This is a genomic window from Cellulosimicrobium sp. CpK407, from assembly GCF_051844275.1.
GTDB classification, from domain to species: Bacteria; Actinomycetota; Actinomycetes; order Actinomycetales; family Cellulomonadaceae; genus Cellulosimicrobium; species Cellulosimicrobium cellulans_G.
The window spans coordinates 1-13,321 of record NZ_JBGNYC010000082.1; the positions used below are offsets into that span (position 1 = coordinate 1).

Genomic DNA, 13,321 nt, shown 5'->3' on the forward strand with positions numbered 1-13,321 from the left:
CCAGGCCCGCCACGACGCGGCACCACCACCCACCCCGACCGGCGTCGTCTCGCCCTGGTCTCCGCTCACCTCGGGCGACTGCCCGCGGTGTCGGCCAGCCTGTGCCGTGCTGGCCCACGGGTGGGTCCGACCGTCGGGGCGACCGACTCGTCGGGCACGGCCTGGGCTTCTTCCTCGGCAGACCACGGCCCTCCATCTGCAGACACGGCTCTACCCCGGTCCACCACGGCTCTACCCAGTGCGACGACGGCTCTCTTTCGGCAGGTGCGGTTCGTGCCGCGCGGGCCTGAGACCCGCCCGGTGAACGTCCTCCCGACGGCGGCAAAGGCCGTGGGTCGGGGCGGGCCGGCGTGCTAGCGTCGGGGCCGATCGTGAACCGAGCCGAGGGGGTGAGTCCCGTGAACGCTGTGTCCGTACCGGGCGCTCCCTCGCTGCCCACGATCGCGCGACGGCCGTAGTCGTCGTCGGGAGCGCTCGCCGCATCATCGCGAGAGGCGACTCCCATGAACACCACCACACCTTCTTCTGCACCGGGCATCTCGGCCGTAGGCCTTCCGGTACCTGACCTCCAGCCGTCCGATCCGGTCCCGACGACGGGTGAGCGCGCCCTCGTGCTCGGGGGCGGCGGGTCCACCGGCAACGCGTGGCTGATCGGCGTCGTCGCCGGTCTGGCCGACGCCGGGCTGGACGTGTCCACGACGGCCGACCTGACCGTCGGGACGTCGGCCGGTTCGACGACGGCGGCGCAGCTCGCCGGCGCGACGCCCACGGAGCTGTACGCCGCCGCGCTGGTCGCTCCGACGCGCCCGCCCGCGGGGCCGGGCGGCCCGGACGCGGGCGGGGACCGCACGCGGCAGGCGGCGGACCAGATGGCGCGGACGGCCGCGATCATCGCCGGTGCCCAGGACGCGGCCGACATGCGCCGCAGGCTCGGGGCGGCAGCGCTCGCGCTGCCCGGGGCGTCGGACGAGGCGGTCCGGTCGCGGTGGCGGGCGACCGTCGGTGCGCGCCTGCCCGACCCGTCCTGGCCCGGCCGGTCGCTGCTGCTCACGGCCGTCGACGCGCGGACCGGCGAGCCCGCCGTCTTCGACCGGCACAGCGGCGTCGACCTCGTCGATGCCGTCGCGGCGAGCTGCGCGAGCGGGTTCGCCTACCGGATCGGGGAGCGGCAGTACCTCGACGGCGGCTACCGCCGCAACGAGAACGCGGACCTGGCGGTCGGGCACCGGCGGGTGCTCGTGCTGTCGCCGTTCGGGGGCAGGACGCGCGCGCCACTGGACTGGGGCCTGCAGCTCGCCGTGCAGGTCGACGAGCTGCGCGCACGGGGGAGCGAGGTCGAGGTGATCGTCCCGGGCCCCGCGGCCGACCACCTGTTCGGCCCGCAGGCCATGGACCTGTCGCTCCGGCCGGCCGCGGCCGAGGCCGGGTACGAGCGGGGCACCGCGCTCGCGGAGCGCGTCGCAGCGCTCTGGCGCTGATGGGCACTGACCGGAACTGACCGGCACCTGACGTGCGCTGACGCAGCGGTGGCCCGGATCGCTCAGGCCCGGGCCACCGTCCGCTCAGGCGCGGGTGCGGGTCGTGAGGACGACGCGCGTCGAGCCGGCGACGAGGAGCGCCGAGCCGAGCATGTGCAGGCCGACGAGGAGCGCCGGCAGGCCCGTGAAGTACTGCACGTACCCGATCAGGCCCTGCCCCAGCGTGATGGCGAGCAGGATCCAGGCCGCGCGGCGCACCTGCTCGGGGCCGCGACGGACGCTCACGAGGTAGGCGACGAGGACGGCGACGAACACCCACACGGCCCACGCGTGGATCTTGCTCATGAGCGCCGGGTCGACGGCGAGGCGGTACCCGACCTCCTCGTCGCCGCTGTGCGGGCCCGCCCCCGTGACGACGACGCCGAGGACGACGATCAGCGCCGTCAGCCCGTACAGGGTCCAGGCGAGCGTGCGCGAGCGCGGGGCGACCGTCGGGACGGGCGGCCCGTCGCCCTCCCCGGACCGGTGCAGGAGGAGCAGCGAGACGGAGACGAGCGCGGCCGAGACGACGAAGTGCAGCGACACCCACCCTGGGTGCAGGTGCAGCAGGACGATCACGCCGCCGATGACCGCCTGCGCGGCGACGCCGAGCAGGGGGACGGCGCCGAGGAGCCGGTAGGACAGGACGCGGGACCGGTCCGTCCACACGAGCACCAGCGCGGCGATCGCGATGACGCTCAGCACCCCGGTGAGCGTGCGGTTCCCGTACTCCACGAACTGGTGGTACGTCGTCTCGGGGTGGAACTTCGCGGCGAACTGGCCCGGCTCACACTGCGGCCAGGTCGAGCACCCGAGCCCCGAACCCGTGAGCCGCACGGCGCCGCCCGTGACGATGATGCCGATCTGCGCCACGAGGTTCGCGACGAGCACCGGCCGGGTCCAGCGGCGCAGCGGCGCGAGCCGGTCCGGTCGTGCGGCGCCGCCACCGGCGGCGGCGCCTGCGGGGCTGTCGGCGGGAGCGGGGTCGAGCGCGGGGGGCGGGGTGCTCACGGTCCCACGGTATCGGGACGACCGTGCAGCCCCGGAACCCAGCGCGTGTGAGATGCGCCCGGACCTCAGGTCCAGCGGAAGAGCTTGCCCGCGCCCCAGCCGAGCGCCGCGGTCCAGCCGAGCAGCACGACGACGGAGAAGGGCGGCACGGCGCCGTCGAGCAGCGCGCCGCGCATCGCCTCGCCCAGCGCCCCGGACGGCAGCAGGAGCGCGACGTGCTCGAGCGGGCCGGGGAGCTGGTCGGCCGGGACGAGGACGCCACCGCCGACGGTGAGCAGCACGAGCACGAGGTTCGCGACGGCGAGCACGCCCTCGGCGCGCAGCGTCCCGGCGAGCAGCATCGCGAGCGACGTGAACGCCGCCGTCCCGAGCAGCACGGCGAGCAGGGCCGCGGGGATCCCGGCGGGGTCGGGCTGCCAGCCGAGCGCGAGCGCGACGGCCGTGATGACGACGACCTGTACGACCTCGACGGCGAGGACGCCGAGCACCTTCCCGGCGAGCAGGCCGCCGCGGCCCAGGGGCGTGGTCGACATGAGGCGCAGCACGCCGTTGCGGCGGTCGAACGCGGTCGCGATGGCCTGCGACGTGAACGCCGTCGACATCACGGCGAGCGCGAGGACGCCGGGCGTCACGAAGTCGACGCGCGTCGCGCCGCCCGTGTCGAGGTCGACGAACGACGTGAGCACCAGCCCGAGCAGGAGCATGACGGGCAGGATGATCGTGACGAGGAGCTGCTCGCCGTTGCGCAGGATCATGCGCGTCTCGAACGCCGTCTGGGCGACGACGCGGCGCCACGCGGGAGCGGCGAGCTCCGTGCTCGGGGTCTGGCTCGGGTCCTGGGTCTCCGACGTGGTCGTCGAGGTCGCGCTCATCGCAGGTGCCGTCCCGTGAGGTCGAGGAACACGTCCTCGAGCGTGCGGCGGCCCACCGTGACGCGCGAGGCGAGGACGCCGCGCGCGGCGAGCCACGTCGTCAGCGCCACGAGCGTCGCGGGGTCGGCGGGCCCGGTGAGGGTGTACGAGCCGGGCTGCGGCTCGGCGACGCTCCACGCGGCGGGTGCGCCCGCGCCGTCGGGCAGGCCCGCCCCGGCGAGGGCCTGGCTCAGGCCGTCGAGGCCGAGCCCGGGGGTGGCCTCGAAGCGCACGGTGCGGTCCGCCTCGCCGTCGGCCCCGGTCTCGAGCAGGTCGCGCGTCGCGCCCGCGGCGATGACCTTGCCGTGGTCGACGACGTACACGTGGTCGGCCAGGTCCTCCGCCTCGTCCATGAGGTGCGTCGTGAGGACGATGCCGACGCCCTCCGCGCGCAGCTCGCGCACGAGCTCCCACACGGCGTGCCGGCTCTGCGGGTCCATGCCCGCGCTCGGCTCGTCGAGGAAGACGACCTCCGGGCGCCCGACGATCGCCGCGGCGAGCGCGAGGCGCTGCCGCTGCCCGCCGGACAGCCGTCGCACGGTCGTGCGCGCGAAGCTCTCCAGCCCCAGGCGCTCGGTGAGCTCGCCGACGTCGCGCGGCCGCGCGTACATGGAGGCGACGTGCCGCAGCATCTCCAGGGCGCGCACGCCCGTCGGGAGCCCGCCGTCCTGGAGCATGACGCCGACGCGCGGGCGCAGGTCGCGCGCGTCGGTCAGGGGGTCGAGGCCGAGGACCTCGACGCGCCCGGCGTCGGGGGAGCGCAGGCCCTCGCAGCACTCGACGGTCGTGGTCTTGCCGGCGCCGTTGGGGCCGAGCACCGCGGTGATCGCGCCGCGCTCGGCGGTGAGGGACACGCCGTCGACGACGGCACGACCGTCGTAGCGCTTGACGAGGTCGTGCACGAGCACGGCGGGGGCGGGCACCCGGCCGATTGTAGGGGGCGGGTCTGCCGCTCAGGACCCGGGCCCGGCCCGGACCGCACGGGTGTCGCGTACGCCACATCTCGGCACCCAGGGGGCGGTCTGAGGGTCGCCTTGCTTGCGTTCGGGCAATTAGGGAACAACCATGTTGTCTATATCGGTTCCAGATCTGTCGCCCCGTGTCACGCCGCGCCACGCGCACGCGCGCCCACGGGACGCACCACGGGAGGTGAGCATGGCCGCAGGACCCGTCCGACCGGACGCGCTGCGCGCTGCCACCCCCGCGGTCGGGCAGGCGCCCGGCACCGTCCCGGCCACCGACGCCGACCGTCGCACGCGCGAGCGCGTGCTCGAGCTCGTCGCGAGCGCCGGTCCCGTGAGCGCTGCCGACCTCGCCGCGACGCTCGGGCTGACGCCCGCCGCCGTCCGGCGCCACCTCGCCCTCCTCGAGGAGGACGACCTCGTCGCCGTGCACGACGCCGGGCACCCCACCGGGATGCGCGGCCGCCCCGCGCGGCGGTACGTGACGACGTCGGCCGGGCAGGGCGAGCTCAGCGGCACCTACGCCGACCTCGCGACGCAGGCGCTGCGGTACCTGCGCGACGTCGCCGGGCCGGACGCCGTCGAGCGGTTCGCCCACGACCGGCTCGCCGAGCTCGCCGACCGCTACGAGGGTCGGCTCGACGCGGACGACGTCGAGGGCCGGGCCGCCCAGCTCGCGGCGGCGCTCGCGGACGACGGGTACGCGGCGAGCGTGCGCCCCGTCCCCGGCACGTCCGCGGTGCAGCTCTGCCAGGGGCACTGCCCGGTGCAGCACGTCGCGGAGGAGTTCCCGCAGCTCTGCGAGGCGGAGGCGCAGGTCTTCGCCAGGCTCCTCGGCTCGCACGTGCAGCGACTCTCGACGCTCGCGACGGGCGCGCACGCGTGCACGACGAACGTCCCCGTCCGGGCGCGCGGCCGCCCGACGTCGGGCGAGACCTGACCCGAGGGGCGCGCCGCCGCCCCGAGGCCACGAACGACATCCCCCGCAAGAACCCTTGTACCGACTGCCCCCGCCCGCAACGACGGACAGTGGAAGGACGACCATGAGCGCTCCCACCCAGGACGCCACCGGCACGGCCCAGCCGACCGGTGAGAAGCAGACCGACGACGAGATCATCGCCTCGATCGGTGCCTACGGCTACGGCTGGCACGACAGCGACGCCGCCGGCGAGGCCGCGCAGCGCGGCCTGTCCGAGGACGTCGTGCGCAACATCTCGGCGCTGAAGAACGAGCCCGAGTGGATGCTCAAGACGCGGCTCAAGGCCCTGCGCCTCTTCGACAAGAAGCCCATGCCGAGCTGGGGCTCCGACCTCACGGGCATCGACTTCGACAACATCAAGTACTTCGTGCGCTCCACGGAGAAGCAGGCCGCCTCGTGGGACGACCTGCCGGAGGACATCAAGGAGACGTACGACAAGCTCGGCATCCCCGAGGCGGAGAAGCAGCGCCTCGTCGCGGGCGTCGCCGCGCAGTACGAGTCCGAGGTGGTCTACCACCAGATCAACGAGGAGCTGGAGCGCCAGGGCGTCATCTTCCTCGACACGGACACCGCGCTGCGCGAGCACCCGGAGCTCTTCCAGGAGTACTTCGGCACCGTCATCCCGTCGGGCGACAACAAGTTCGCGGCGCTCAACTCGGCCGTGTGGTCGGGCGGGTCGTTTGTCTACGTGCCGCCGGGCGTGCACGTCGAGATCCCGCTGCAGGCCTACTTCCGCATCAACACGGAGAACATGGGCCAGTTCGAGCGGACGCTGATCATCGCGGACGAGGGCTCGTACGTGCACTACGTCGAGGGCTGCACTGCGCCGATCTACTCGTCCGACTCGCTGCACTCGGCGGTCGTCGAGATCATCGTCAAGAAGAACGCCCGCGTCCGGTACACGACCATCCAGAACTGGTCGAACAACGTGTACAACCTCGTGACCAAGCGGGCGACCGCGGCCGAGGGCGCGACGATGGAGTGGGTCGACGGCAACATCGGCTCCAAGGTCACCATGAAGTACCCGGCGATCTACCTGCTCGGCGAGCACGCGCGCGGCGAGACGCTCTCGATCGCGTTCGCGGGCGAGGGTCAGCACCAGGACGCCGGGGCCAAGATGGTCCACGCGGCGCCGCACACGTCGTCGTCCATCGTGTCGAAGTCGGTGGCGCGCGGCGGTGGCCGCACGTCCTACCGCGGCCTCGTCCAGGTCCTCGAGGGCGCCTCGCACTCGGCCTCGACCGTGCTGTGCGACGCGCTGCTCGTCGACCAGATCTCCCGGTCCGACACCTACCCGTACGTCGATGTCCGCGAGGACGACGTGTCCATGGGGCACGAGGCGACGGTCTCGCGGGTGAGCGAGGACCAGCTGTTCTACCTCATGTCCCGAGGCATGGAGGAGACCGAGGCGATGGCCATGATCGTGCGCGGGTTCGTCGAGCCCATCGCGCGCGAGCTGCCCATGGAGTACGCGCTCGAGCTCAACCGCCTCATCGAGCTGCAGATGGAAGGGTCCGTCGGCTGATATGACCACCACCACCATTCCCGAAGAGGCCGGCCTGACCACCGACCACTCGCGCGCGCAGGCCGACGGGGCGCACTCCCACGGCGTCGTGCCGCAGGGCTCGCGCGCCGAGCGGCTGACGTCGTTCGACCTCGCCGACATCCCCGTGCCCTCCGGGCGCGAGGAGGAGTGGCGCTTCTCGCCCGTCGCGCGCCTCGCGCCGCTGTTCGACGACAAGCTCGTCGGGCAGAGCGGCGGCGGTGACGTGCGCGTCACGGTCGTCGAGGCCCCCGAGGTCGAGGTCGCGATCGTCGGTCGCGACGACGAGCGGCTCGGCACCGCCGGCAAGCCCGGCGACCGCACCGCCGTGACGTCGTGGAACGCGTTCGAGCAGTCGACGGTCGTCACCGTGCCGAAGGAGGCCGTCGCCTCCGACGTCACGTCCGTGCGCGTCGAGGGCCACGGCTCCACGCCGACCGCGAGCCACGTGCTCGTTCGCGCCGAGCGCCACTCGGAGGCCGTCGTCGTGCTCGACCACGTCGGGACCGCGACGCTCAACGAGACGGTCGAGATCGTGGTCGAGGACGGTGCGCACCTCACCGTCGTCTCGGTCCAGGACTGGGCCGACGGCGCCGTGCACGCGTCGTCGCACCGTGCCCGCATCGGGCGCGACGCGCGGCTCAAGCACGTGGTCGTGACGCTCGGCGGCGACGTCGTGCGCATCACCCCGGACGCGACGTTCACGGCCGAGGGCGGCGACGTCGAGATGGTCGGCCTCTACTTCGCGGACGCGGACCAGCACCAGGAGCACCGCCTGTTCGTCGACCACGCCGTGCCGCGCTGCAAGTCGCGCGTGACGTACAAGGGCGCGCTGCAGGGCGAGGGCGCGCACGCGGTGTGGGTCGGGGACGTGCTGATCCAGGCCGAGGCCGAGGGCACCGACACGTACGAGCTCAACCGCAACCTCGTCCTCACGGACGGCGCGCGCGCGGACTCGGTGCCGAACCTCGAGATCGAGACGGGCGAGATCGAGGGCGCGGGTCACGCGTCCGCGACCGGCCGGTTCGACGACGAGCAGCTCTTCTACCTGCAGGCCCGCGGCATCCCGGAGGTCGAGGCGCGCCGCCTCGTCGTCCGCGGCTTCTTCGCGGAGCTCATCCAGGAGATCGGCGTCGCGTCGGTCGAGGAGCGCCTGCTCGAGGCGATCGAGCGCGAGCTGAGCAAGTCCATGTCGATCATCGACGGGAGCGCCGAGCTCGCCGAGGCGACGGCGTGACCGCACAGCCCGCCTGCACGACGTCCGACCTCGGCCCGGAGGAGGCGCTCCGCGTCGAGCTCCCGGCCGAGGACGGGCGCGTCGTCGAGGTCGCGGTCATCCGTGACGGCGACGGCGACTGGCACGCGATCTCGGACATCTGCTCCCACGGGGCGGTGTCCCTGTCGGACGGCGAGGTCGAGGGCTGCTTCGTCGAGTGCTGGCTGCACGGCTCGCAGTTCGACGTGCGGACCGGCATGCCGACCGCGCTGCCCGCGATGCGGCCCGTGCCCGTGTACCCGGTGACGGTCGACGGCGAGCAGGTGCTCGTCGACGTCGACCGCGTCGTCGCTCCCACCTGACCCACATCCTGAACTGGCGCGCCGAGCGCGCCCCACGGCTCACCAGAACCTCTTGGAGAAGAACCACATGTCCACTCTCGAGATCCGCGACCTGCACGTCAGCGTCGAGACCAAGGAAGGGCCGAAGCCGATCCTGCGCGGCGTCGACCTGACGATCGCCAGCGGCGAGGTCCACGCCATCATGGGCCCGAACGGCTCGGGCAAGTCCACGCTCGCCTACTCGATCGCCGGCCACCCCAAGTACCAGGTCACCGGCGGCACGGTGACGCTCGACGGCGAGGACGTCCTCGCGATGAGCGTCGACGAGCGCGCCCGCGCGGGCCTGTTCCTCGCCATGCAGTACCCGGTCGAGGTTCCCGGCGTCTCCGTGTCGAACTTCCTGCGCACTGCGAAGACGGCCATCGACGGCGAGGCGCCCGCGCTGCGCCACTGGGTCAAGGACGTCAAGGGCGCCATGGAGCGCCTGCGCATGGACGACTCCTTCGCCGAGCGCTCGGTCAACGAGGGCTTCTCGGGTGGCGAGAAGAAGCGCCACGAGATCCTCCAGATGGAGCTCCTCAAGCCGAAGTTCGCCGTCCTCGACGAGACCGACTCGGGCCTCGACGTCGACGCGCTGCGCATCGTGTCCGAGGGCGTGAACCGCGTCCACGGCGCGACCGACGCGGGCATCCTGCTCATCACGCACTACACGCGCATCCTGCGGTACATCAAGCCGGACTTCGTCCACGTCTTCGTCGACGGCAAGGTCGCCGAGGAGGGTGGCCCGGAGCTGGCCGACCGCCTGGAGGAGGAGGGCTACGACCGCTACCTCTCCGGCGCCGTCGAGTCCGCCTCGGCCGCCTCGGCCTGAGCGGTCGCACCACGTTCGAGGAGACGACCATGACGACCACCGCGCACCCCGCGGAGCATCCAGCGGGGCAGCAGGCCGGTCCGCCGGCGCGCCTGACCGACGTCGAGCTCGCCGCCGTGCGGGCCGACTTCCCGCTGCTCGAGCGCACCGTGCGCGGTGGTCGTCCGCTCGTCTACCTCGACTCCGCGGCGACGTCGCAGAAGCCGCAGGTCGTCCTCGACACCGAGGTCGACTTCTACGAGGAGCGCAACGCGGCCGTGCACCGCGGCGCGCACCAGCTCGCCGAGGAGGCGACCGAGGCGTTCGAGGACGCCCGCGCGGACGTCGCGGCGTTCGTCGGCGCGCGCCCGGGCGAGATCGTCTGGACGTCCGGCGCGACGGCCGCGATCAACCTCGTCGCATACGGGATCTCGAACGCGACGCTCGGCCGCGGGGGAGAGGCGGCCCGCCGCTTCGCGCTCGCGCCCGGCGACGAGATCGTCCTCACCGAGGCCGAGCACCACGCGAACATCGTGCCGTGGCAGGAGCTCGCGGCCCGCACGGGCGCCGTCCTGCGCTGGTTCGAGGTGGACGACGACGGGCGCGTGCGCGTCGAGGACGCCGCGACGGTCATCACGGAGCGCACGCGGATCGTCGCGTTCGCGCACGTGTCGAACGTGACGGGCGCGGTCACGCCCGTCGAGCCGATCGTGGCCCGGGCGCGCGAGGTCGGCGCTCTCACCGTGCTCGACGCGTGCCAGTCCGTGCCGCACCTGCCGGTCGACCTGCCCGCGCTCGGCGTCGACTTCGCCGCGTTCTCGGCGCACAAGATGCTCGGGCCCACGGGGGTGGGCGTGCTGTACGGGCGGCGCGAGCTGCTCGAGGCGCTGCCGCCCGTGACGACCGGCGGGTCGATGATCGAGGTCGTCACGATGACCGAGTCGTCGTACATGGCGCCGCCGCAGCGGTTCGAGGCGGGCACGCAGCCCGTCGCGCAGGTCGTGGGGTTCGGCGCCGCGGCGAAGTACCTGCACGAGCTCGGCATGGACGGCGTCGCCGCGCACGAGCACGAGCTCGCCGCGGAGCTGCTGCGCATCGGGGAGATCCCCGGGGTGCGCATCATCGGCCCGCGCGAGCCCGAGGACCGGCTCGCCGTCGTGTCGTTCGTCGTGGACGGCGTGCACGCGCACGACGTCGGCCAGGTGCTCGACGACGCGGGCATCGCCGTGCGCGTCGGTCACCACTGCGCCCAGCCCCTGCACCGCCGGTTCGGGGTCGCCGCGACCGCGCGCGCGTCCGCGTCGGTGTACACCACGCGCGAGGACGTCGACGCGTTCCGGGAAGCACTGGCCGGGGTCCGGGCGTTCTTCTCGGTGGACTGAGAGAGGACCCGATGAGCTCGATCGAGCAGATGTACCAGCAGGTCATCCTCGACCACGCCAAGACCCCGCACGGCCGGGGCCTGGTCGAGGTGGCGGACGGCGCGGCGAGCGGCCAGTCGCACCAGGTGAACCCCACGTGCGGCGACGAGGTGACGCTGCGCGTCGAGCTCGCCGGCGACACGATCGACCGCGTGAGCTGGGAGGGGCAGGGCTGCAGCATCTCGCAGGCGTCCCTGTCCGTGCTCACCGACCTCGTGTCCGGCCGGCCCGTGACCGAGGCCGAGCACCTCGGCGAGGTCTTCCGCGAGCTCATGGGCTCGCGTGGCAAGGGCCTCGACGAGGCCGCGGAGGACGAGCTCGGCGACGCCACGGTGTTCACCGGCGTCTCGCAGTACCCTGCTCGCATCAAGTGCGCCCTGCTCGGCTGGGCCGCGCTGCGCGACTCGCTCGTCACCTCGGGCGCCCTGAGCGCCGTGGGCGACCCATCAACGGCAGCAGCTTCCGACGCGGCGCTCGCCGCGCGGGGAACGACGGAGGAGAACCGATGACCACCGAGACCGGCGCGCCCGCCGAGGGCGTCACGCCCAGCCCGCCGAACGTCGCCGACGTCGAGGAGGCCATGCGCGACGTCATCGACCCCGAGCTCGGCATCAACGTCGTCGACCTCGGCCTCGTCTACGGCATCCAGATCGACCAGAACAACCACGCCGTCATCGACATGACGCTCACGTCCGCGGCGTGCCCGCTGACCGACGTCATCGAGGACCAGTCCGCACAGGCGCTCGAGGGCCTCGTCGACGGCTTCCGCGTCAACTGGGTCTGGATGCCGCCGTGGGGCCCGGAGAAGATCACGGCCGACGGCAAGGAGCAGCTCCGCGCGCTGGGGTTCAACGTCTGACGACCTGCCCCTCCGCCGACCGACGCCGCGTCCCCTCGGGGGCGCGGCGTCGTGCCGTTCGGAGCGGCGCGGCGGGCGTTCCGCGGCCCGCGAGAGTCCCGTCCCGCGGCGCCGCTGCTCACGATCCGATTGCGATCCTTCCGGTGCGTTGACGAGGAAGGTCCTGAGTGTTGGGATATGTGCGCCCACACCACTTTTCGGAGGATGACGTGACACAGCAGGACCAGACCGGCGCGGGCGGTTCCCCGCGGCAGGTGCGTTACCGCGGCCGGCACCTCCCGATGGTCGCGGTGGTCATCGCGGCGACCATCGCCACGGCGCTGGCGTACAGCGGCATGGTCCTGTTCGGTCTCGAGGTGGCGCACATGTCGCCGCTCGAGGCGTACGGGCTCGCGGGCTTCCTCGAGATCAGCCTCGTCGCGGTGGCGCTCATGGCGCGCAACGCGGCGCTGGAGGGCCGCCCGTACGGCGTGCTCCTCGCGCTGACGTGGGTGCTCTCGGGCACGTCCGGTCTGTTCGCCGCGCTGCACGAGGTCGCGGTCCCGACGGCGAGCACCCCGTACATGGTGGTGTTCCGGTTCGTGCCGCCGCTGGTGGCGGCGCTCATGTGGCACCTCGCCCTCGTGGGGGAGCGGCACATGGTGACGGGCCACACGCTCGAGGAGCGGCGTCGTGAGCTGCGCGTGCACGGGTACGTCTCCGCGCTGGAGCAGTGGCGCGACGCGCGCGCCGACAGCGCTGGCTCGCCCGCGGACCTGCGCAAGGTCCGGGCCGCGCACGAGCGGCAGCGCGCCGCGCGCGACGCGGCGCTCAAGCTGCTCACGGTCGAGGACTTCGAGCGCCGCATGCAGGTCTGGGTCGACCGCCTGGAGGCCGCGGAGCGCCACGGCAACCGTCTCGACCTGATCGGGGCGAGCTCCGTGAAGCGCGGCACCGCGCGCGGGTCGGCCGAGGCGCCTGCGGCGTCGGAGGTTCCCGCGGTGGTGGTTGCCCGGACGGTGGCACCCGCGGAGGGGCTCGTCGAGGCGCACCGCCAGGAGACCCTTGCGCTGGAGCCCGCGCGCGACGCCGAGCTCCTCGCGGCGGAGGAGGCATCGCCGGCCGCCGAGCCGGTCCCGGACGAGGCCTCCGCCGCGTCGGACCAGGAGAGCCCGGAGGCCTTCGCGCCGGTCGAGGCACCCGCCGTCGCGCAGGACGACGAGCCGGTGGACGAGGCGGACGACGAGAAGCCCTACGTGCCGCAGACGGCGTTCGAGGCGCTCCCCGATCTCGAGGCGCGGGTCAAGGAGCTGTTCGGGCGCGCCCAGCCGCTCCCCTGGGACCAGCCCGTCCCGGAGGAGGACACCTCGGCGCCGGTCGTGGAGCCCCCGGCCGTGACGGGTCACACCCGGCGCGTCGAGGTCTTCGACCTCGTCGGCGGATCGACCGGCGCGTCGGCCCCGGCGACGGAGGCCGACGACACCCCCGTCGGCGAGGAGGACCCGACCGCGGAGCGCGACCGCCGCATCGTCGAGCTCGCCCGCCAGGGCATGAAGCAGGGCGAGATCGCCCAGAAGGTCTCGGCGTCGCGGTCGACCGTGAGCCGTGTCGTGCGCCGCTTCGAGGACCAGCGGCCCGTGGCCGACGACGACCGCGAGCTCGCGAACGCCTGACGCACGTCGTCGCGCCCGCCCGTCCGGCCACCTGGCCGACGCCGGACGCGCCCACCGAC

The 13,321-nt window shown here is 73.5% G+C and carries 13 protein-coding genes; 10 read left to right on the plus strand and 3 right to left on the minus strand.

Annotated elements, in window-relative coordinates:
- Positions 1 to 503: 503 nt before the first annotated feature.
- Positions 504 to 1,478, plus strand: a complete 975-nt coding sequence (locus ABWU78_RS20470; RefSeq protein ID WP_353709421.1) for a patatin-like phospholipase family protein — start codon at positions 504 to 506, stop codon at positions 1,476 to 1,478.
- 84 nt (positions 1,479 to 1,562) lie between these two features.
- On the opposite strand, the gene ABWU78_RS20475 is transcribed toward ABWU78_RS20470, so the two are convergent.
- The 3 genes from ABWU78_RS20475 to ABWU78_RS20485 all read right to left on the minus strand — a co-directional run bounded on the left by ABWU78_RS20475 (position 1,563) and on the right by ABWU78_RS20485 (position 4,362).
- Positions 1,563 to 2,528, minus strand: coding sequence for a COX15/CtaA family protein (locus ABWU78_RS20475; protein WP_353709420.1), 966 nt, complete (start codon positions 2,526 to 2,528; stop codon positions 1,563 to 1,565).
- A gap of 65 nt (positions 2,529 to 2,593) precedes the next feature.
- On the minus strand, positions 2,594 to 3,400 hold the full coding sequence (locus ABWU78_RS20480) for an ABC transporter permease (protein WP_439159356.1): 807 nt from the start codon (positions 3,398 to 3,400) through the stop codon (positions 2,594 to 2,596).
- Entirely contained in the window at positions 3,397 to 4,362 is a 966-nt protein-coding gene (locus tag ABWU78_RS20485; RefSeq protein WP_353709419.1) for an ABC transporter ATP-binding protein, read from the minus strand. Before ABWU78_RS20485 ends, ABWU78_RS20480 begins: the two co-directional genes overlap by 4 nt.
- Before the next feature lie 232 nt (positions 4,363 to 4,594).
- On the opposite strand from ABWU78_RS20485, the gene ABWU78_RS20490 reads away from it, so the two are divergent.
- From ABWU78_RS20490 to ABWU78_RS20530, 9 genes are all read left to right on the plus strand, one after another.
- Entirely contained in the window at positions 4,595 to 5,341 is a 747-nt protein-coding gene (locus tag ABWU78_RS20490) for a helix-turn-helix transcriptional regulator (protein ID WP_353709418.1), read from the plus strand.
- Between the two features lie 103 nt (positions 5,342 to 5,444).
- A complete protein-coding gene (gene sufB / locus ABWU78_RS20495) occupies positions 5,445 to 6,905 on the plus strand; it encodes a Fe-S cluster assembly protein SufB (protein ID WP_047234318.1) in 1,461 nt (486 codons plus the stop codon).
- 1 nt (position 6,906) lies between these two features.
- The gene (gene sufD, locus ABWU78_RS20500) at positions 6,907 to 8,160 is read left to right on the plus strand and encodes a Fe-S cluster assembly protein SufD (protein WP_253049013.1); all 1,254 of its coding nucleotides are present in this window, start codon (positions 6,907 to 6,909) and stop codon (positions 8,158 to 8,160) included.
- Entirely contained in the window at positions 8,157 to 8,501 is a 345-nt protein-coding gene (locus ABWU78_RS20505; protein ID WP_047234320.1) for a non-heme iron oxygenase ferredoxin subunit, read from the plus strand. The genes sufD and ABWU78_RS20505 overlap by 4 nt, the downstream gene beginning before the upstream one ends.
- Before the next feature lie 67 nt (positions 8,502 to 8,568).
- Positions 8,569 to 9,351, plus strand: a complete 783-nt coding sequence (gene sufC / locus ABWU78_RS20510) for a Fe-S cluster assembly ATPase SufC (RefSeq protein WP_047234341.1) — start codon at positions 8,569 to 8,571, stop codon at positions 9,349 to 9,351.
- 29 nt (positions 9,352 to 9,380) lie between these two features.
- On the plus strand, positions 9,381 to 10,712 hold the full coding sequence (locus ABWU78_RS20515; RefSeq protein WP_353709417.1) for a cysteine desulfurase: 1,332 nt from the start codon (positions 9,381 to 9,383) through the stop codon (positions 10,710 to 10,712).
- Positions 10,713 to 10,723: 11 nt separating this feature from the next.
- Entirely contained in the window at positions 10,724 to 11,260 is a 537-nt protein-coding gene (gene sufU, locus ABWU78_RS20520; protein WP_353709416.1) for a Fe-S cluster assembly sulfur transfer protein SufU, read from the plus strand.
- Complete coding sequence (locus ABWU78_RS20525) at positions 11,257 to 11,610, plus strand: metal-sulfur cluster assembly factor (protein ID WP_253049023.1); 354 nt, start codon at positions 11,257 to 11,259, stop codon at positions 11,608 to 11,610. The genes sufU and ABWU78_RS20525 overlap by 4 nt, the downstream gene beginning before the upstream one ends.
- A 209-nt stretch (positions 11,611 to 11,819) precedes the next feature.
- Positions 11,820 to 13,262 (plus strand): helix-turn-helix domain-containing protein, encoded by a 1,443-nt coding sequence (locus tag ABWU78_RS20530; RefSeq protein WP_353709400.1) that lies wholly within the window; start codon positions 11,820 to 11,822, stop codon positions 13,260 to 13,262.
- Positions 13,263 to 13,321: the final 59 nt, after the last annotated feature.